The following is a 20,689-nucleotide window of genomic DNA, read 5'->3' as shown; positions in this document are numbered from 1 at the left end:
CTCTAAACCAAGCCTGTATCTTTCCAGCTTTTGCTATTTGCCGAATTGATAACCGCCTCGCAAACTTTTTGTGTCATTAAAGCATTTTCAAAAGAAGGCTCACAAGGTTTTCCGGTTTCCAGGCTCTTCAAGAAATCCGCTACTGGTGTACAAATGTTCATATCTATTTATATCAAAGGCCTCAAAACCTCTTCTATGTAAATACCATCTTTAATAGTTATTCCGTCTGGATTTGTAATTGCAGCATCACATTCATCTTCCACAATTATCCAACCTTCATAATCCGTTTCCTTTAAATACGATGTTATTCCTTTAAAATCGATAATGCCATCTCCCATTGCCGCCCACTTACCGTTATCGTACATATCTTTATAATGCACGCAGTTCACCAACTCCCGGTACTGTTTTATTATAGGTAATGGATCCATACCACCCTTGGCCATATGCCCCACATCTGGAGTGTATTTAATTACATTACTATCCAGACCGTTCAACAGAATTTTATAGTCCTCCTCGGTTCTGTATATAGAACCCATGGGAGAGTTAGGGTGATATGAGCATATCACTCCTTCACCAGCGGCCCTTGTGGCAATTTCATTTACGCAGGTCAATAGATTATGTTGCCTTTCCTTTAAATGTTCACGATCTTGTCCTGGCATTTGCACCAGCAATAATATTGCTTCAGGAAAATGCTTCATAAACTCGATCCATTGATCGGCATTTCTTTTCTCCGCATCAGTTTCCTTTGGATTTCTCCAATCTTCGACATGACACAGGACGGACAATTCAATATTATTTTCATCCAAAGTCTCCTTGAAAACTTTGGGATCTGTAAACCCGTTCATAAAACCAGTATCAGGCTCAATACCTTTAAATCCTGCTTTTGAGGTCACTTCTATTATATGATCTAATTTGTTTTTATATTTTTCACCGGACATTGCCCAAGTATAGGTCTCACAACCAATTTTTATTTTTGACATCGTTATTTTTGTTTTTAATTAGGATTGGATTTGTCATTAACTTCCCAGTTGAAACAGATCACCCGTTTCGCGTAAATAGCTTGGCTCAATAGTTGGTTTTTAACCAATTCAATACCCTTGGATTAAAATCTTCCAATTTTTCCCAATGGAAAGCATGACCGGCATTATCATATAAATGTAGCTCACTATTGGAAATTCCCTCTGATACTTGGCGAACCATCCATTCTGGAACGAACATATCCTGCTTACCCCCTATGACTAATGTAGGTGACTTAATTTCAGGCAACTGTGCTACCACATTATGGTTGATGCATGCTTCCGCTTGAGCTTCCAATCCGTGCAAAGGTTGCTGAATGGCTTCTAAAGCCGCCCCTTTCTGTCCTTCCAATAATTCTTCATATTCGGCATCATCATTAAACGTAGATTTGTCAAAAATGAGCAATTGCATAAAATGTGCAAACTGCTCCGGTCTTAGATGTGCCTTAATATGTGTAATATGTCTAAAAATAGCTTCTCCTTTTTTATCGCAACTTGCCCAAGGACACATAGCCACCATAGCGGAAACCTTTTCCGGATGCCTTATAGCTATTTCTAAAGCTATAGCACCTCCCATAGAAACACCTACTACTCCTGCATTAGGTATATTCAATACATCCAACAATGCTGCACTATCATCGGCCATCAGAGCCGTTGTATAAGGTCCTTCCGGTTTATCCGATAAACCAACTCCACGGTTATCAAAAAGTATGCAGTAATATTCTTTCTCCCAACACGAAACGTGTTTTTCCCATACTGCACTAGCAGCGGTAATTCCCATAATTAACAACAGAGGTTTTCCATCAACCGGACCTCTAGTTTCGTAGTATACTTGTATTCCGTTAACAGTAACAAATGACATAATCTCTCTTTTTTTATCTGTTAGTTAATTCCATCCATGTAATGTACGCACCTCAATAAGGGTTGCTAAAATATCGTTCCAAGTTTGTTGTTTCAACATCACATCATTGTCAAACATGCACCCGTCCCAACAAATATGTTGAAAAACTTTGGTCAACTCTCCATTTCCATCTCGTAACCAATAGCCTGCATCCTTCGCAACATCTAATTTACCGTTTGGATCCGTGGCCAAGCAATGGCGTCCGGTCTTATCATGAGATCCCGTTCCGTGTACCGTTCCATCATTTTGGGCAACGTGAAAATCTATTGTCCATGGTCTTAAGACGTCTGTAACTGTTTTTAGTCCAGCTTCCAAAGTTTTCCGATCTGACCAATCAAAATTCTCAGGCAAAATACGATGTTCAGGAGCGTTATACCCTAATAAATACAATAGAGTGTGGGACATATCTGCCTGAAAACCAATATTAGGTCTATCTACAGCTTCCAAAGTTTCTACCATGGCTTTCCAGCTATGCATTCCCGCCCAACAAATTTCACCTTCCGCAGCCAATTTTTCGTCATAATCAGCAGCTACATCACTTGCTTCCCGAAAGGTTTTAGCTATTATTTTGGTACTATTTATCGGGTCTTTGTACCATACTTCCGGTGCTGATGCGGAGTCAATCCTTATGACTCCATATTGCCTTACCCCATGTTCCCTAAATATTTTGCCGAAATGACATGCACGTTGCACCATTGACACAAAAGTTTTTCGGTTCTCGTCAGAACCTAAAGTTGGCCCTCCCCAAATAGGTGCTACCATGGTTCCTATCTTTAGATTATGCCCGGCAATCTTATCGGCCAATCTTTTTATGTCATCATCAGAACTATTAATATCAACGTGTGGATCAAACAGCCCAATATCTATTCCATCAAACTTAACGCCATTTACTTCTGCATCCGCAGTCATTTTAAGCATTTTATCAAAGGAAATAGGAGGCTGTGAATCTAATCCTTTACCAACAATACCTGGCCATGAGGCATTGTGGAGTTTTGGATAAGTGTTGTCTTTCATACTGCTGTTCATTTAAATCAAAGGTGTCGAATTTTAACTATAGTACATTTTTAAAAAATGTAAAAAATACACTTGCTCTAAAATACGGTTTATTTATAATTTTTAGTCAGATTTTTTATATCAAAATGTTTTAATGTAACAATAAGTTCCGTGTCACTATGAATTACTATGGCCTTTCTTGCTTTTTTCTAGCCTATGGCTAGATTTGTTGCCGGCTCCAAAGCATTCCCAGGTACCGCTCTATAGACCAAGATATGACTCACTTCCATTGACATCCAAATCAAAGCGGTCTCTAATTTTAAAGCTACAAACTCCCGGTTTTTTTACTCATCACTATCTCTATGATTTACAATAACATAGAGGCTTTTAAAAGCGTACAATAACCCATGAGCTTAGCCCATTTCAATTACCGAATCAGCTATTTGCTTACCTGATTGAATTTTAGGCTTGTCCATTTCCGGTACAAGATTATCCGAGTCTATTGGAGCCACTTCCATCCGATACAATGCACCATATTGATCCGAAGTAATAAGTCTTTCTTTATTATCAAAGGTCATAGCAACCCATAAACCCATTTCGTTATCTCCCGGACTGTACAAATGTTCCGCATTAAAACCGGACTGGAGTTTCGGCTTTGTTATTTTAGGGTTATCGGATTCAACCGATTCATTTGTTTTTTTATCCGAAGTACAAGAGATTGCAAAAATCAAAACACCAGAAAGAAGAAGAAAAAGCTGATTGATCCTCAATAATTTTATAGTCATTTTTAGTTTTGTTTAAATAGTATAGAAGTTCATTAAAAACCCGATAATCCTATCATGTTGAGTTGGCTTTCTTAAAAACACGTCTATTGGCTTAAGGCTATTTCATGTTTCTAAGTCTCTAAAACTAATGAAGCATTTTTTCTTTACTATCCTGTAGTGTACTGCCCAATTACGATTATAAACGAAAAATTGCTCTTATAAAACTGAGTGTCATGGAAATAGCTAAAAATCATAAAATCAGAGGATATAAAAAGTTGTAAGTATAAAAACAAATACCATTTTATTTATTCAAATCTTTCCAACTTATAAGAGTAATATTCCTCTCATCCAAAATTGACCTACACTCTTGACTTGTAAAATAGTCAAAATCGATTTGCCTCCATTCAGAACCAAAATTTGGATGGTTAATAGTTATAGCTTTCATTTCTGCATCATCAAAAGCTGGGTGAATCAATATTATATTTACACCTTCTACCAAACTATCAAAAACACTAGTGTAATAATTTGCTAGCTTACCCTTCTCAAAATAATGAAATGTCCCATAATGTGCTTTGTCTATTATAAAGTCCTCTTTATTTATATTTTCTCCATAGTTTAATCCAACCATTTCCATAAGTTCTCGATTTAACAAAACGGGTATCTTAAACTTCTTTCCTAAATCCTTGTAGACCTCAAATAAGTCCTCCCTAGCTCCTAGACTATACATGTGAGAATCAAGATGACTAGGGTTTATACCATGTTTCAAACCTTTTTCAATTTGTGCAATCAGTTCCTTTTTTACTTCGGATACAATAGCATTTTTACATAACAAATCTCTATTTCTAAAGAAATAACCATTGTCATCAACCAAACTTGGAACCTCCGAAACCGGTAAGACCGGTCCAAATTTGTATTTTTCCCATTCGCAAGTTAGAGTAAGGTGAATTCCATAATCGTAGATTGGATTCTCTTTAGCGAATTCTGCCATTTCATTGAACCAAGGACAGTTTGTCATTATACTACATGAATTCACTAAGCCCTTTTGGAGTGCCTCAATTGTTGCTCTATTTTCAGAATGACAGAGACCAGCATCATCGGCATGAATAATTAGAAATTTCTTTTTTTTCATAATAAAAAACTTTAAACAAATAGATGACAAAATAAAATGCGCAAATTTCCTGCAACTAAGCTGAAAATTAAGCAAAGATTATCAAGTACTATTTACCATATCTAATTGATAAAACTAGCATGCTGACACCTACACTATTCTATCTCCAAAAATTAATAATTGATATTATTTCAGGTAATTTTATATCTTTATAGGAATCTTATCTTGACAAAACAACGAATATCTAAATTTTTCAAGTCGAAACGTGCACTTGGAAAATCTGGATAATAAAATTGAAAGAGACTATGAAGCTGACGTATAAACAAACCGAAAAACGCCCTGAAAATTCATTTTTAGCGAGACAAGATAGACTACCATGTATTGAACAGAATTGGCATTTTCATAAAGAACTTGAACTTATTTATTTTATTAAGAGTAGTGGTACGCGCTACGTTGGTAATTCTATAGGAAGTTTTGAACCTGGAGAACTTTATCTTATTGGAAGTAATATTCCCCATCTATTCAGAAACCATAAAGAGTATTACAACGACCAGCAGGAAACTGAAGCTGTGAACCTCATTGTCATAAAGTTTGAACCTCACTTTTTAGGGAGCGACTTTCTTGACCTTACCGAATCAAAAAGATTAAAAAGTCTTATGCAACGGGCAGATAGAGGAATCAAATTTTCAGAATCTGCAACGTATATGGTTCATAATCTTATATCCGGACTAGTTGGCGACCAAGGCCTTTCCAGCATTGTAGGGCTTTTGAAAATTTTAGATACCTTATCTATTAGTGAAAATTATGAGTTACTATGTTCTGAGGTAATTGCAAATACCTATAATAGTAACGAGAAAGATAGAATGCGTAAAATCATAAATTTCTTGACTGAAAATTTTGAGAAGAAAATAGAATTAGAACAGATTGCTTCTATTGCACACATGACCCCAAATGCTTTCTGTAGATACTTTAAAAAGAAAACGCGAAAATCTTTTACGCAATACTTAAATGAAATTCGTTTACGAAATGCATGTAAACTTTTAATTGAAGGTGAAATGCAGATTTCAACCGTTTGCTATCAATCGGGTTTTAATACGCTTACAAATTTCAACAGACAATTTAAAGCACTTATGGATATTACCCCAACCGAATACATGCAAAAATACAATGAGAAAAAAGAGCTGGTGTAACCTGAATTTAAAATCTCTTACACAACCAAGTTACTTGTAATACTGTCTCCAAGGTTACAATAGTGCCAATACTGGTTAATGTACGCTTTTATGCGAGCCTAGATTTCTATTATTTTTGTTTGGATACCATTACTGACACTGACCTAACCTAAATTTAATCTCGTGACCAGCCTTCTGTTCTTACTTCTCTGTATTGTATTGCTCATTGTGGCTGTAACAGTTTTTAAAATACACCCCATACCCGCGCTATTAATATCCGGTCTTATTTTAGGATTAACCACCGGCAGTTCTGTAGAACTCGTTACGGAAAGTTTATTAAGTGGTTTTGGGAATACCTTAAAATGGATAGGTCTCATTATTCTTTTCGGTACCTTATTAGGTGAAATACTTGCACAAACCGGAGGTGCTGATGTTATTGCGAATACTATCATTAACTTATTTGGGACAAAATACCTTCCGTTGAGTATGGCCGTCATTGGTTTTTTGATAGGTATACCTGTTTTTATGGATGTCGCTTATTTAACGCTACTACCCACTATATTCGTTTTGTCCAAAAAATCAGGTCATTCCGTTTTAACACTCGGGCTTTCTTTAGCTATTAGCCTTACAGTTGCTCATGCGCTCATACCGCCTACCCCTGGGCCTCTGGCGGTAGCGGCTATTCTGGAAATTAATATAGGTGGTATGATTCCGGTGAATATTGTGGTTGCTTTAGCCGCTATAGCCGGAGGTTTGCTGTGGATTAGATGGAATAAGAAAAACCTCAGCTTAAATTTACCAGAGCCTACTATTGATACGGTATCGCAAATAGAAGAATTAAAAGGGATTAAAAAGATTTTACCTTTTGCGGCATTGTTGGTTCCTCTTTTCCTAATGTCCATAGGCACTATTTTCCCTTCAGAAAATGGTTTTATCGAGTTTATAAAAAATCCTGTATGGGCACTGCTCATAGGTGTACTTTTTGCCCTGCCATTATTACCTACAAAAGACTTTTCTACCCGATTGAATACATTTTTCAAGACTTCTGGCGAGAAATCGGCTATCGTAATTCTAATCACCGGTACAGGAGGTGCATTTGGACAAGTAATAAAAGACACGGAAATAGTAGGCTCCATGTTTTCGGATGTAGGAGATATTGCTGCTATGGGTATCGTTATTCCTTTTATCCTGAGCTTCCTTTTTACTACGGTTACTGGCTCCATTACGGTATCACTCATCACTACCGCATCTATTGTTGCCCCATTAGTCTCAAACGGAACTCTACATCCAACCTTTACCGCTGCGGCAATTGGAGCGGGTTCTTTAGGTATAATCCATGTAAACAGTAGTTTCTTTTGGTTATTTAAAGAAGTACACGATGTATCCGTATCTCGCCTATTAAAATCTTTTAGTCTACTATCCGGGGTTGTTGCTCTTAGTGGAGGGCTCCTTGTGTTGGCTTTATATTACATAACACAACTCTAACCCCAAATCAACTCGGATAAAATAATGTTACTCTAGGGTAAAATTCGAGAATCCCACTGTATCATATTCAATTTTCTTTGTATCACAAGAGGATATGAATACATCTACACCTCACTATCTGAACATCAATAAAACAAATCAACATACATGGATACTTATCTACTGGCTATTGTTTTAATAGTATTCGCTAGTTTCTTTCAAGGAACTTTTGGATTAGGAATGAAACATATAGCACCTTTAAAATGGGAAGCTTGGTGGATTGTTCACACGTTTACAGCAATGATTTTATTTCCTTTAATCTGGGCGCTCATTGTCATTCCAAATCTCTTTGAAATCATTTCACAAGCAGAGAGCAACACCTTATTCCTAGCTGCGTTTTATGGTTTTTTATGGGGAATTGGAGGTATTCTCTTTGGTGTTAGTGTTGAAAAGACCGGTATATCAATCACCTATGGAATTGTTATGGGGCTTGCGGCTTCGGTAGGTTCTATTATTCCGCTTTTTCAGATTGAAGGAGCATTTGAACAACCTTCATTTCCTATTATAATGATTGGAGTTGCCCTTCTTTTAGTGGGCGTCGCCATTACTGCAATTGCAGGTGTTCAGAGAGACAAATTACACAGTAAGTCTACCACAACAACAAAATCTATAAAAATTGGTGTTTTAATAGCTGTAGCTTCGGGAGTTTTATCTGCCTTTTTAAACGTAGGCTTTTCTAATGCCGCTCCAGTCGCAGCAATTGCTGTAAACGAGTATGGGGTAGATGCCAAAGATGCTAGTTTAGCCTCGTGGGTAGTTGTTCTTTTAGGTGCTTTTGTCATGAATGGAGGATACGCTCTTTACCTTTTTACAAAAAACAAATCATGGGATGCTTTTACTATTCCCAACAAAGGCAAAGCTTTAAAATGGGCTGTTGTAGCCGGTATTTTCTGGTTCGCGGCACTAGGTGTTTATGGTCAAGGAGCTGCACTTATGGGAAACTTAGGCCCAGTTGTAGGCTGGCCCATACTTTTAGGACTAGCTTTAATTATTAGTAATATTTGGGGTTATCGTGAAGGTGAATGGAAAAATGCAGCAAAACCCTTTAAAATTTTATTGGGCGGCTTAGCCGTACTGATTATTGCTATTTGTATTTTAGGATACGCCAATTATTAAACCAACCATTTCTTTAAACTATAAGCACATTAAACTATGAAAATCAAGAAGATAGAGCCTTTTGTAATTACTCATACTCTTGACACGCCCTTCTATTTTTCGCAATGGCAGTATGACACGCGAAAAATATGTATCGTCAAAATAACCTTGGATGATGGTACATATGGCTGGGGTGAAGGCTACGGACCTGCAGCTGTAATTAAATCTGGTATCGATTTTTTCACGCCTTTCCTCTTGCAAAAAAATGCTTTGGAGCATGAGACGCTCTGGCAAGAAATGTACAGGCGCTCTATGGACTACGCACGTAGCGGAGCTTTTCAAGCGGCTATCAGTGCTATAGATGTTGCATTGTGGGATATTAAAGGTAAGCTTTTAAACCAGCCCGTTTCCGTGCTATTGGGCGGTATTAAAAACCCAATTATTGAACCTTACGCCACTGGATTATATTTTACCCGAAGCGAAAACCTTGAAGAGCTTTTGGTTGAAGAGGCGCTATTGTACAAATCCCAAGGATTCAAAGCCACAAAAATGAAAGTAGGTCTAGGCATTCAGCAAGATCTAAAATATATTGCCGCAATACGAAAGGCCATTGGACCCGATATGCGTTTGATGATAGATTCCAACCACGCCTATAGTTATAAAGAGGCTATTGAACTAGCTAGAAAATCCGAACAATATGACATTTCTTGGTTTGAAGAACCTGTTTCTCCAGAAGATTACGACGGGTACAGAAGACTTAGAGAAAACACGACTATTCCAATAGCTGGAGGTGAATGCGAGTATTTAAAATTCGGTTTTAAGCGCCTTTTTGATAATGATGCGGTAGACATTGCACAACCTGATATTTGTGCCACTGGCGGATTAACGGAAGCTAAAAGAATTACAACGCTAGCACAGGCCTATAATAAAGATGTGGTACCCCATACTTGGGGAACTTGGATTGCCATTAGTGCCGCAATACATCTAGTTGCCAACCTTGATAAAAATCCGGGCAGAATGTATAACGACTTGCCTACTATGGAATTGGACAGAACTGAAAATGCCCTACGTGACGAGGTTACCTTACATAACGTCAAAATTGAAAACGGACATTTAGAAGTACCCCGTGCACCTGGTTTAGGCGTTGATGTTGATATGGATAAATTAGAATACTATTTAGATAAAGAAATACATAAAGATGGAGCAGTTAAAATTCGGTCATAAGAAACTTTATATAGACGGTGCCCTAGTAGAGGCCTCTAATCGTAAGACTATTGAAGTAATCTGTCCTGCGGACGAAAAACCAACGGCTACCATAGCTTGGGCAAGTGCAGAAGATACAGAAAGAGCTTTAAAAAGTGCTCAAAAAGGATTTGAAACTTGGTCTGTTCTTCCGCTTGAGGAACGCTTAATGTGGATTGATAAACTTAGAAATAAAATTATTGAGAATAGCGATTTATTGCGTGAAAGCATCATGTATGAAATGGGAAAAACATGGGAAGGCTCCGAGGAAGACCTGACCAGTATAACCAACTCATTACAATACTATTCGGAAGAAATTCAAAAACGCAAGGATATTCCTCTTGAGGATAAAGAAGGTACACATGAACACCAATTTGTATCTCAACCTTTAGGTGTTGCCGTTGCTTTTCTTGCCTATAATTTTCCGCTTCTAAACCTAGGTTTTAAATTGGGTCCTGCTTTGGCTTCCGGCTCTAGCATCATTTTAAAGCCTTCTGAATTTTCACCTTTATCAGCTTATATTATTGGTGAGTTGTGTACCGAAATAAATTTCCCAAAGGGGGTAATAACTGTTCTTTGTGGTGATTTAAAAGACGTAGGCATTCCACTTTGCGAAAGTAAAATCCCAAGGTTGATTACCATGATAGGGTCTACGGAAACAGCACAGAAACTTATCGCACAAAGTGCAAAAACATCCATAAAAAGATACAGTATGGAGTGCGGCGGAAACGCTCCGTTCATAGTTTGTGAAGATGCCGATTTAGAATTGGCCATCAATATAGGCACAGCTTTAAAAGTTGGTAATAGCGGACAGATTTGTGTGGCACCTAATCGTTTTTTTGTTCACGAATCACTAATAGAAGATTTTACCGCCGGTATGGTTGCAAAGTTTAAAACTACTAAACTAGGTTTCGGCCGTGAGAACAAACCTGATATGGGTCCGTTAACCAACAAACAATCGGTCACAAAAGTCCAAGGCATCGTAGAAAAAGCTATTGAACAAGGTGGCCAATTGCTTTATGGCGGCAAGGCTATAGATGGTACCGGCTATTATTTTGAACCTACTGTAGTAGTATTCGATAAAAACGATGTTGAAATTCTTCAACATGAGATTTTTGGTCCTGTTGCTCTTATTGTTCCATTTAAAACAAAAGAAGAGGTAATTGATCTAGCCAATAATACAGATGCGGGGCTAGCTTCTTACGTGTTTTCTAAAAATGATGACACTTTAGAATTCTTTGCGAACCGACTAGAATTCGGAGAAGTACAACTTAATGGAGTAAAATATGATATATACCTGCCGCACGGCGGAGTGAAAAATAGTGGTATTGGTGTAGATTGCTCTACTTATGCGCTAGATGATTATCTTGCGAAAAAAAGAGTAACTAAAGCCTTACAACTTCAATGAAATTACCAGAAAAATTTATTAGTTGCGACTGGGGCACAACCAATTTTAGACTACGCTTAATAGACACTGAATCGCTCAAAATTCTATCGGAACACACGACGGATATGGGCATTAAAAAATGCTTTCAGGAGTTTAAAGCGCAATCAAAATTAACCCAAGAACAATTTTTTGCCAAGTATTTAAAGGATCAGATTAAAAAATTAGACAGTACTATAAGTAATGACTATTGTATTGTAGCATCAGGAATGCTTTCGTCATCCATAGGCATGCATGAATTAAATTATGCCAACATGCCCATAGCCTTTAATGGTAAGGATTTAATTAGCAAGTATATTCCTTTTGATGATATGCCGGACCTGTTACTTGTTTCGGGTGCTAAAACAGATTCTGATGTGATGCGGGGAGAAGAAGTTCAGGCCATTGGTCTAATAAACGAACTTTCTAAACACGAAAAGGGAACCTTATTATTACCGGGCACCCACTGTAAACACATTGCCTTTGAAGCAGAAGTTTTCAATGATTTCAATACTTACATGACCGGTGAGCTTTTTGAAACCATAAGCAATCATACCATTTTATCCACCTCTTTGACCAAAGCTTCTTGGGACCCTTCTTTTAAAACTATTTTTTTAGAGGGTGTTAAGAACGGACTGGCAAACATGCAGATGCAGTCACTGTTTTCGATTAGGGCAAACACCCTAATAAAAGATGTTTCGGGCGAACAGAACTTTTACTTTTTATCAGGACTTATGATTGGTAGTGAGTTGGCAAGTTTACAGAACCAGACCGGAACCATCTTTCTAGCGGCAAGTGGCATATACAGTATACTCTATAAGCTAGCCCTAGAATCGTTTTTACCAACCGAACAAATCGTTTGCTTTGAGGAGCAAATTTTAGAAAAAGCATTACTAACAGGACAACAACAAATATTACGGACTTATGCAGAATAATATATTTTCATGGGATAAATACAACCAAAACCCTATAGTAGGAATCCTAAGAGGGCTAACAACGGAAGAGGTTCTTAAGATTATGCCTTCTTACATAAAAACTGGTTTTTACACGATTGAAATTACCATGAACTCACCCAAGGTTGCTGAAACCATTGCAACTTTAGCCAAAGAGTATCCTGAGCTTAATGTAGGCGCTGGTACAGTTTGTACTATGGAAGATTTAAAAATTGCTTTAGATGCTGGCTCTCAATTTATTGTAACCCCAATTATTAACGAGGAGGTAATTAAACATTGCGTAGCTAATAACATTCCTATTTTTCCAGGAGCATATACTCCTACTGAAATCTACAAAGCATGGTCTTGGGGTGCTTCTGCGGTAAAAGTCTTTCCGGCAACGCAGTTGGGAGTTCAATACATAAAAGATGTTCTAGCTCCTTTAAACGAAATAAAATTACTACCCACAGGCGGTGTTTCCGCAGACAACATAAAATCATTTTTTGAAGCGGGAGCAGTTGGTGCCGGTTTGGCAAGTGCACTTTTCGACAAAAAGATGATTCGTGAAGGAAACTATGCCGATTTGGAAAAGCATTTTATTAAGATGAAAAACGAGATAAAAGATTTTATTAAAGAATAAAGTTTAACACTATCAATTATTTAGAAAATGAAAAACAATAGAAGAACGGCAAAACTGACCATCTTACTTTTGGTCATTACAGGACTAAGCTTTTACAATGGCTTCGCTATAAACACTGGTAATGTTGGCCCTGTTAAATCTATTGTTTTAGAAAATGAAAAATTAAATGTTAGTGTTGATGAGGCAACAGGATGTTTCTCGGTTACCGAGAAAACATCGGGCCACGTTTGGAAATCGGACCCGTGGGAAAATGCCGCGGGTTTATTGACCTTGACCGATTCTAAAGGAAAAAAGCAAACCATCAACATTTCCAAAAGTAAAAAAATTGAGGTGTCAAAAACGGGTGAGTATACCGTATCACTACAATTTTCAGACCCTGCTTTTGAAGATGGTTCTATTGCTAAAGGAGTGACTATTTCAACCGAAATCAGACTTAACCCAAAAACAGCTCAGCTAGATGTTGAAGTTGTAGATCACAAACCCGGTAGTTTTAAATTATCGGATTTACGCTATCCGGCTAGGGCTTTCAGTCTAAAAACAGATGAAGACAAGGGTGCTGCCGTGATTCCGCAGAAACAAGGAATTATTTGTCCTTCTTATATTTTCCCTATGAACGGGGGGCGCTTTTGTAAATGGGACGATGCTACTTACAATAGAAAATCTGTAGGCTCTTTAGAACTGTTCAATAACGGTACGGGGTTGACCATGCCGTGGTGGGGCACGTATAATCAAAAATCTGCGGTAATGGGTATTGTTGACGTCTCCGCCCGTCCGCGCATGCAATACAATATTAACAATAACGGACAGCATCTTTTTAAGGGTAAAATGTCTACCTACCAACGCATTGCCTTTCTTGACCCCGTTTGGAATTTACAAGAAGAAAAAGGTAAGATGCGTATGAGCTACCATTTTATTCCTGGCGGTAATTATGTAGATATGGCTAAAGTATATCAAAAAGAAGCTAAGATTCGCGGTCATTTTGTCTCGTTAAAAGAAAAACTGAAAAGAAATCCGAATGTAGACAAACTACCGGGAGCTATCTATTTTGGTATCTATGGCGGGTATCCACATTATGTAAACATGCCTGGAATGGCTTTTACTTTTGATGAGTTAAAAAACACCATCCAGACTATTCATGATGATTTAAAAGTAGATAAAGCTTTTGTTCACGCATGGGGAACCTTCTCCAATTTTGTTCCGCATAATCACCCTATTAGTGAAGCTTTAGGCGGACCAGAAAAACTAAAAGCCGCTGTTGATCTAGCTAAATCCTACGGGTATTTGTACTCCTCATATCATGCGTATTCACCTATGTTAGAGAACGACCCAAATTTCACTACAGACCTCATGCAGCGCGATGCCGATGGAAACTTAATGAATACCGGTAGCCGTTGGGCACGTGTAGACCCAAAATTCCAGAAAGGACTGGCGCAAGAAAACATAGCAAACGAAATTTCATATTTAGGTCTAGAGGCCGATATTACTGACATTACTTTTGCCGCTTACCGTGAAAACGGTAAGGAGGGCCGTATTGAACTGGCCAAATATATAGACAGTTTTAATTTGGTAAACGGAACCGAGCATGGCCAAGAACAATGGATACCATATTTTGATATGTTTGAAGGAATGACGTATTTAGAAGATCGCCCGCTTTCGGTAATCTCTCACCCTGCCCCACTTTTCAACTTAGTGTATCATGAAGCCATCGCCAACTTCGGCAAAATACAAGATCCAGATAATGAGGTTACGGCCAATGGCGACTTTAGAATCAAAGCCCTAAGGAGTATGTTGTTTGGCAGAGGAACTACCATTTTCTTTTCGCCTTATGAATTTAAAGGCATGCGCCCAATGATTGAAATGGCTAGAGATTTGGTTAGCCCCGTTCATAAAGAAACCTTCTATTCGGAATTAAAGAGCCATGAATACCTCAGCGTGGATTACAAGGTTCAAAGAAGTCGTTTTTCTAGTGGCACGGAAGTAATTGCCAACTTAGGCCCTGTTGCCCAAAAAATTGAAGATGGCACTTCTATTCCTGAATATGGATACAAAATTACCATGAAAGATGGCACGGTTAAGAGTGGCCACTTCCAAGTAAGCCTACACATGGATTAAAAGAAAACGATAGCAAATAAACCGGTAGAATATTATGAAATACGTTGCAATAAGACCAAAAATAATTAATCGCTATACACTAATATTCTGTCTTGGTATACTCTTTTGTAGCAGCAATTTTCTTTTAGCGCAAAATCGTCCTAATGTTTTAATTATGCTCACGGACGACCAAGGGTATGGAGATTTGGGTTCTCATGGTAATCCCTATCTAAAAACACCTAATATTGAGGAAATAGGTAAGCAAGGCCTTGAAATGACTCATTTCTTTTCCTACCCAAATTGTTCTGCCACCCGAGCGGCAATTTTGACTGGTCGCTATCCGTACCGTACAGGGGTTACTGGCGTTACTCAAGTAGACCACCTTATGAATACCTCGGAAGAAACCATAGCAGAAATTTTATCCAAAAATGGGTATCGCACAGGGATTTTCGGGAAGTGGCATTTGGGTGATAATGCACCCATGCGACCAACAGACCAAGGGTTTCAAGAAGCTTTGGTGCACAAAGGAGGTGGCATTGGTCAAGCTGCAGGCCCTGCCGGAAACACGTATTTTGACCCCATCCTTGAGCACAATAATGAATCTAAAAAATACGAAGGATATTGTGATGATATTTTTACCGATGCTGCATTGGACTTCATTAGCACAAAAAGTGATAAACCATTTTTCACCTATTTAGCTACCAACCTGCCGCATTTTCCTTTAGAAGTTCCTGAGGAAAAAGCAGACCCGTATAGAAAAATAGGTTTGCATGAAGATAATGCGAGAACCTATGGCATGATAGATAATATTGACGCCAATGTTGGTCGCGTGCTAAAACGGTTAAAGAAATTAGGCATAGAAGATAACACCCTTGTTATTTTTCTTTCGGACAATGGCCCAAGAAACCGTCGTACTAAAAATGATGTGTATCCGGGCAGATGGGTATCTAACCTAAGAGGAACCAAAACGAGTGTTTACGAATGCGGTACTCGGGTTCCTTTCTTTGTGCAATGGCCATCACATGTAAAGAAAGCGCAAATAACTAATACCATGGGTGCTGTCATTGATGTATTACCTACCATTTTGGATGTTTGCGATATTGCACCTTCAAAAGAGGTTAAAATTGATGGCCGCTCGTTACTACCCTTATGGAAAAATGAGCCCACAGATTTTAACGACAGAGAGTTCATCACTCAAATGCACTACGGACCCACAGTTTTTAAATACATGCATTTTGCCGTCCGCACCCAAAAATATAAATTGGTAAGTCCGCATGATGATCCGCATCATATTCTTTATCAACCAAAAGACGAAGAACTGAAAGAAATACTTGCCAACCTAGAATTATATGACGTTCAGAATGACCCGAGCGAACGTATAAATCTAGCTGGTGATCACCCTGAAATTGTAGAAAATCTTCTATCTCGTTATGAAAATTGGTTTGACGAGGTTACCGAAGAAAGAGACTCCAAAGGAATACAACGCATCTATCTTGGGAACGCCATGCAACGTTCTACAAATTTATCTCAGTTTGATTGGGGAGGTCCCAGAGTAATTTCAAAAAACGAACTCGGCCATTGGCGCGTGAAGACAGAAGCTGGTTTATATAATGTCAGCTTTGATCTTCCTTCTTTGGAAAATGATGGTACGGCCCATTTAAAGTACAAAGAGCTTCACTTAGAGCTTCCTATAGTTAAAAATCAAAAGAAAGTTGTTTTTAGAGACGTTACTCTTCCAGAAGGAAAAGGTAACTTCCATGCTTTTCTCAAAACAGAAAGACTCGCAAAAGGACCTTTATTTGTTGATGTAGAGCGTGTTGATTAAGATTTATTTAGGTGGTTAAGTCATAATTTCATTGTTTCAAAACTTCCACGAGCCACACTTAAGTACCACAATTCACTCAAATCAACAACTTACAAGGTTAAAATAGTGCTATAACTAGATAAAATCTACAAATCTCCTTCCCTCCTATTGTCCTTAATTTGTATGCTACGCTGCTTTATAATTTTCGTTTTTTTGATTAAGCGAATTCTCAACAAACAACAGAGCACCGTTTTATATAAATTTTCGGATTATGAAAAAACTCAGCTTCACCATTTGTGTTTTATTAACCTTGGCTTCCTGTAACCAAAATACAACTGACCAAAACCAACCTTCAGAGAAAACCAAAACCAAAGACTACGCTGCCGATCTAGATACAGGTAAAGGCATTATCAACAATACAAAGAGTCCGCATGTAAAACTAAAAAGCATTGACATAGGCGATTGTAAGTGGACAGAAGGTTTCTGGGCCGAAAAATGGAAAGTTGCCGAAGAAACTATGATTCCGCATATGGGTGAAATCCTAAAAGGAGATATAGGTCACGGTTATAATAACTTTAAAATAGCCGCAGGACAAAAAGAAGGAGAACATAAAGGATTCTGGTGGCATGATGGCGATTTTTACAAGTGGATGGAAGCTAAAATGTATATCTACGGTGTAAATAAAGATGAGAAAATCGTTGAAGAAATAGACGAAATTATAGATGTAATTGCCAAAGCACAACAGAATGATGGGTATTTATCCACGCCCGCAATCATCCGTGATGACATTGAACCTTTCACCAATAGAAAATATCACGAGCTTTACAACAGTGGTCATTTAATGACCAGCGCGTGTATTCATTATCGTCTTACAGGAAAAACAAATTTTCTAGATATAGCAGTAAAACATGCTGATTATCTCTACAAACTCTTTTCACCAAAACCAGACCACCTTAAACGGTTTGGCTTTAACCAAACACAGATTATGGGATTGGTAGAATTGTACCGTACCACTCAAGATAAGCGCTATTTGGAGTTGGCCGAACAATTCATAAATATGAGAGGTACTTATAAAATTGAGGACGATGAAACCACTTTGGGCTATCCTATTGGTGATATGGTCCAAGAGCGTGTTCCGCTTCGCGAAGAAACCGAAGCCGTGGGCCATGCGGTATTGGCTCTGTATTATTACGCAGGCGCTGCTGATGTGTATGCCGAAACCGGAGAAAAAGAACTGATCGATGCGCTAGAAAGATTGTGGGATAATGTGACCAACAAAAAAATGTACATTACGGGAGCCATTGGTCAAACCCACTACGGACGTTCTTCTCGCCTTGATAAAATTGAAGAAGGTTTTATTGATGAATATATGATGCCAAACATGACGGCATACAATGAAACTTGTGCCAACATCTGTAATTCCATGTTCAATTATAGAATGCTCACTTTAACCGGTGATGCCAAACATGGAGATATTATGGAACTTGTACTTCACAACAGCGGACTATCAGGTATCAGTTTAGATGGAAAAAATTACTACTATTCCAATCCGCTTCGGAAAATTGAAGGCGCATTAGACTATGAGAAAATGAATGTGGAGTTTCCAGAACGTCAACCGTATCTTAAATGTTTTTGTTGTCCACCAAATTTAGTAAGAACCATTGCAAAATCCCCAGGATGGGCCTATAGTAAATCCGAAAATGGAATTGCCGTTAACCTATACGGAGGAAATGAATTGAATACTACATTATTAGACGGTTCTCCAATAAAACTGGTTCAAAAAACAGATTATCCATGGGATGGTGCCGTTAAAATAACAGTAGAAGAATCTAAAGCAGATACTTTTGAAGTTCTGCTTCGCATACCTAGTTGGGCAAAGGGCACTCAAATTAAAGTAAATGGAGTTGCAGTGAAAAATGCTGCGCCTGGAACTTTTGCTAGAATAGAAAGAAAATGGAGTGCAGGAGATGAGATTACTATGGATATGCCCATGGAAACCAAATTTATTGAAGGGCACCCACGTATTGAGGAAGTTCGCAACCAAGTAGCCTTAAAAAGAGGTCCGGTGGTGTACTGTATTGAGTCTGCGGACTTACCACAAAAAACAGATATCACCAATGTCTATCTTTCTTCAAAGAAAAAATTAAAACCCACCTCTAGACCAGATTTCTTAGGAGGGGTAACCACTTTAGAAGGAGAAATTCTATTGCGCAAAGACAAGCTCGGAGAAATGTATCAAGAAGTAAGCGAACCAGAATTCCAATCCTTTAAAACCAATTTTATACCTTACTATGCTTGGAGCAATAGAGGCCAAGGAGAAATGACGGTTTTCTTACCGGTAATCTGGAATTGAGATGTAAGGTAGTTGGCCATAACTTAATTAAAATAATTTATGGATTCTCATAAAAAGAATGCTTTTACATACTCAACCATAGTTGCTATGGGCGGTTTTGTTTTTGGATTGGACGCCGCCTTAATCTCAGGAACTATAAAATTCATAACTCAGGAATTTTCACTTACAGATTTGGAATTAGGTTCTGTTGTAGGCGCACCTGCTATGGGTGTGCTTCTGGCGCTTGTTTTTGTTGGTTATGCATGTAATAAATATGGCCGTAGAACCACCTTAATGATTGCTGCAGCGCTCTATCTTTTTTCGGCTATAGCATCTGCAATGGCCCCTACCTATACCCTATTATTAATTGCTCGGTTCTTAGGAGGGTTGGCTTTCAGTTCCATCTCCATAGCATCAATGTACATTGGAGAAATAGCACCTCCAAAATGGCGTGGAAAATTGGTGTCCATGACACAAATAAATATTGTTGTAGGCCTTTCAGCGGCTTACTTTATCAACTATCTGATTTTAGGTTTGGCAAACTCGGGAGCTCCATGGGTTCAAGAATGGGGTCTGGATGCAAATACTTGGAGGTTTATGCTAGCCACTGAAGTTATTTTCGCTTTTTTGTGGTTTCTATTGTTGTTTTTAGTTCCTAGAAGTCCGGCGTGGTTGTTATACAATGACCGCGAGCCAGAAGCTAAAAAGACGTTGCAAAAGGTAACTCCTGAAGATGAAATTCCCGCAAAAATAGCTCAAATGCGTTTCAGTCTTATAAACAGTAATCAAGACCGTTCCCTAGGTTCTCAATTAAAAGAAATTTTTGGTAAACCTATGCGGGTTACCATGATTATCGCAATGACCATTGCCATAGCGCAACAAGCTACCGGTATAAACGCCATTCTTTTTTATGCACCTACTGTTTTTGAACAATTGGGCATTGGAACAGATGCGGCTTTTGCCCAAGCTATTTACATTGGCCTGACTAGTATTGTATTTACAATTTTAGGTCTGCTACTGGTTGACCGCATTGGTAGAAGACCTATGATTATTTGGGGAATGTTGTGGATTATTATCAGCCTAGGAATTTGCTATTACGGTTTTAAAACTGCAGACTACACGATAACGGAAAATGCTATTTCTGAAATGTCTTCTATTCCCAATGCCGAAAGATTAAATGTTTTAGTTGATGTTCCTTACGATAGTGATATTAGTTTTAAAGCTGCTTTAATCGAGACTTTAGGAGAAACCGATGCTAGAGATTATTCCGGACTATTACTCCAAAAAGCAGCGGATATAAATGCCCTGCTCATTCTATTGGGAATACTCAGTTTTATAGGTGCATTTCATTTTTCCGTAGGTCCAATTATGTGGGTCTTGTTTTCGGAGATATTCCCTATTTCCCTCCGTGGTGTTGCTATACCCTTTTTCACTTTGGTCACGAGTTTTGTAAGCTATTTGGTACAGAAATTTTTCCCTTGGCAATTAGCAACTATGGGTATAAGTTCCACCTTATTATTCTATGCCATAACGGTAAGTATCGGTTTGGTCATCCTTTACTTTTATTTAAAAGAAACTAAAAATATGACCATAGAAGAAGTACAATTGGCATTATCCTCCCGAAGAAAACCTAAAGTTTAATAACATTAGTACAA

General features: G+C 38.2%; 17 protein-coding genes. 11 read left to right on the top strand and 6 right to left on the bottom strand.

The window, feature by feature from the left end; translation table 11 throughout:
* Positions 1-2 precede the first annotated feature (2 nt).
* The 6 genes from KO521_RS04080 to KO521_RS04055 form a co-directional block, all read right to left on the bottom strand.
* Entirely contained in the window at positions 3-161 is a 159-nt protein-coding gene (locus KO521_RS04080; RefSeq protein WP_215938640.1) for a hypothetical protein, read from the bottom strand.
* Positions 162-167: 6 nt separating this feature from the next.
* Entirely contained in the window at positions 168-980 is an 813-nt protein-coding gene (locus KO521_RS04075) for a sugar phosphate isomerase/epimerase family protein (RefSeq protein ID WP_215938639.1), read from the bottom strand.
* Between the two features lie 85 nt (positions 981-1,065).
* Positions 1,066-1,878, bottom strand: a complete 813-nt coding sequence (locus KO521_RS04070; RefSeq protein WP_215938638.1) for an alpha/beta fold hydrolase — start codon at positions 1,876-1,878, stop codon at positions 1,066-1,068.
* Between the two features lie 24 nt (positions 1,879-1,902).
* A complete protein-coding gene (locus KO521_RS04065; protein ID WP_215938637.1) occupies positions 1,903-2,931 on the bottom strand; it encodes a sugar phosphate isomerase/epimerase family protein in 1,029 nt (342 codons plus the stop codon).
* 392 nt (positions 2,932-3,323) lie between these two features.
* Positions 3,324-3,695: a hypothetical protein gene (locus KO521_RS04060; RefSeq protein ID WP_215938636.1), complete on the bottom strand. Its 372-nt coding sequence runs from the start codon at positions 3,693-3,695 to the stop codon at positions 3,324-3,326.
* Between the two features lie 280 nt (positions 3,696-3,975).
* A complete protein-coding gene (locus tag KO521_RS04055; RefSeq protein WP_215938635.1) occupies positions 3,976-4,803 on the bottom strand; it encodes a polysaccharide deacetylase family protein in 828 nt (275 codons plus the stop codon).
* A gap of 284 nt (positions 4,804-5,087) precedes the next feature.
* Between KO521_RS04055 and KO521_RS04050 the strand changes: the two genes are divergently transcribed.
* From KO521_RS04050 to KO521_RS04000, 11 genes are all read left to right on the top strand, one after another.
* A complete protein-coding gene (locus tag KO521_RS04050) occupies positions 5,088-5,972 on the top strand; it encodes an AraC family transcriptional regulator (protein WP_215938634.1) in 885 nt (294 codons plus the stop codon).
* A gap of 162 nt (positions 5,973-6,134) precedes the next feature.
* Complete coding sequence (locus tag KO521_RS04045; RefSeq protein WP_215938633.1) at positions 6,135-7,436, top strand: GntP family permease; 1,302 nt, start codon at positions 6,135-6,137, stop codon at positions 7,434-7,436.
* Positions 7,437-7,583: 147 nt separating this feature from the next.
* Entirely contained in the window at positions 7,584-8,591 is a 1,008-nt protein-coding gene (locus tag KO521_RS04040) for an L-rhamnose/proton symporter RhaT (RefSeq protein ID WP_215938632.1), read from the top strand.
* Positions 8,592-8,627: 36 nt separating this feature from the next.
* A complete protein-coding gene (locus KO521_RS04035) occupies positions 8,628-9,794 on the top strand; it encodes a mandelate racemase/muconate lactonizing enzyme family protein (RefSeq protein WP_215938631.1) in 1,167 nt (388 codons plus the stop codon).
* Positions 9,769-11,220, top strand: a complete 1,452-nt coding sequence (locus tag KO521_RS04030) for an aldehyde dehydrogenase family protein (protein ID WP_215938630.1) — start codon at positions 9,769-9,771, stop codon at positions 11,218-11,220. The genes KO521_RS04035 and KO521_RS04030 overlap by 26 nt, the downstream gene beginning before the upstream one ends.
* Positions 11,217-12,170 carry a 2-dehydro-3-deoxygalactonokinase gene (locus KO521_RS04025; protein WP_215938629.1) on the top strand — a complete coding sequence of 318 codons (954 nt, stop codon included), beginning with the start codon at positions 11,217-11,219 and terminating at the stop codon, positions 12,168-12,170. Before KO521_RS04030 ends, KO521_RS04025 begins: the two co-directional genes overlap by 4 nt.
* Entirely contained in the window at positions 12,160-12,807 is a 648-nt protein-coding gene (locus KO521_RS04020; protein WP_215938628.1) for a bifunctional 4-hydroxy-2-oxoglutarate aldolase/2-dehydro-3-deoxy-phosphogluconate aldolase, read from the top strand. Before KO521_RS04025 ends, KO521_RS04020 begins: the two co-directional genes overlap by 11 nt.
* A gap of 27 nt (positions 12,808-12,834) precedes the next feature.
* Entirely contained in the window at positions 12,835-14,919 is a 2,085-nt protein-coding gene (locus KO521_RS04015; protein WP_215938627.1) for a hypothetical protein, read from the top strand.
* Positions 14,920-14,953: 34 nt separating this feature from the next.
* A complete protein-coding gene (locus KO521_RS04010) occupies positions 14,954-16,723 on the top strand; it encodes an arylsulfatase (RefSeq protein ID WP_215938626.1) in 1,770 nt (589 codons plus the stop codon).
* A 250-nt stretch (positions 16,724-16,973) separates the two neighbouring features.
* Complete coding sequence (locus KO521_RS04005; protein WP_215938625.1) at positions 16,974-19,055, top strand: glycoside hydrolase family 127 protein; 2,082 nt, start codon at positions 16,974-16,976, stop codon at positions 19,053-19,055.
* 39 nt (positions 19,056-19,094) lie between these two features.
* The gene (locus KO521_RS04000) at positions 19,095-20,675 is read left to right on the top strand and encodes an MFS transporter (protein WP_215938624.1); all 1,581 of its coding nucleotides are present in this window, start codon (positions 19,095-19,097) and stop codon (positions 20,673-20,675) included.
* Positions 20,676-20,689 lie beyond the last annotated feature (14 nt).

It is taken from the genome of Zobellia uliginosa, assembly GCF_018860745.1.
Lineage (GTDB): Bacteria > Bacteroidota > Bacteroidia > Flavobacteriales > Flavobacteriaceae > Zobellia > Zobellia uliginosa_B.
The sequence above is the reverse complement of the archived record's forward strand: the minus strand, read 5'-3'. Positions and strand labels throughout refer to the sequence as shown.

Coding starts and splice junctions, on each gene's coding strand:
- KO521_RS04080 (WP_215938640.1), bottom strand. CDS start 161: ATGAACATTTGTACACCAGTAGCGGATTTCTTGAAGAGCCTGGAAACC.
- KO521_RS04075 (WP_215938639.1), bottom strand. CDS start 980: ATGTCAAAAATAAAAATTGGTTGTGAGACCTATACTTGGGCAATGTCC.
- KO521_RS04070 (WP_215938638.1), bottom strand. CDS start 1,878: ATGTCATTTGTTACTGTTAACGGAATACAAGTATACTACGAAACTAGA.
- KO521_RS04065 (WP_215938637.1), bottom strand. CDS start 2,931: ATGAAAGACAACACTTATCCAAAACTCCACAATGCCTCATGGCCAGGT.
- KO521_RS04060 (WP_215938636.1), bottom strand. CDS start 3,695: ATGACTATAAAATTATTGAGGATCAATCAGCTTTTTCTTCTTCTTTCT.
- KO521_RS04055 (WP_215938635.1), bottom strand. CDS start 4,803: ATGAAAAAAAAGAAATTTCTAATTATTCATGCCGATGATGCTGGTCTC.
- KO521_RS04050 (WP_215938634.1), top strand. CDS start 5,088: ATGAAGCTGACGTATAAACAAACCGAAAAACGCCCTGAAAATTCATTT.
- KO521_RS04040 (WP_215938632.1), top strand. CDS start 7,584: ATGGATACTTATCTACTGGCTATTGTTTTAATAGTATTCGCTAGTTTC.
- KO521_RS04035 (WP_215938631.1), top strand. CDS start 8,628: ATGAAAATCAAGAAGATAGAGCCTTTTGTAATTACTCATACTCTTGAC.
- KO521_RS04030 (WP_215938630.1), top strand. CDS start 9,769: ATGGAGCAGTTAAAATTCGGTCATAAGAAACTTTATATAGACGGTGCC.
- KO521_RS04025 (WP_215938629.1), top strand. CDS start 11,217: ATGAAATTACCAGAAAAATTTATTAGTTGCGACTGGGGCACAACCAAT.
- KO521_RS04020 (WP_215938628.1), top strand. CDS start 12,160: ATGCAGAATAATATATTTTCATGGGATAAATACAACCAAAACCCTATA.
- KO521_RS04015 (WP_215938627.1), top strand. CDS start 12,835: ATGAAAAACAATAGAAGAACGGCAAAACTGACCATCTTACTTTTGGTC.
- KO521_RS04010 (WP_215938626.1), top strand. CDS start 14,954: ATGAAATACGTTGCAATAAGACCAAAAATAATTAATCGCTATACACTA.
- KO521_RS04005 (WP_215938625.1), top strand. CDS start 16,974: ATGAAAAAACTCAGCTTCACCATTTGTGTTTTATTAACCTTGGCTTCC.
- KO521_RS04000 (WP_215938624.1), top strand. CDS start 19,095: ATGGATTCTCATAAAAAGAATGCTTTTACATACTCAACCATAGTTGCT.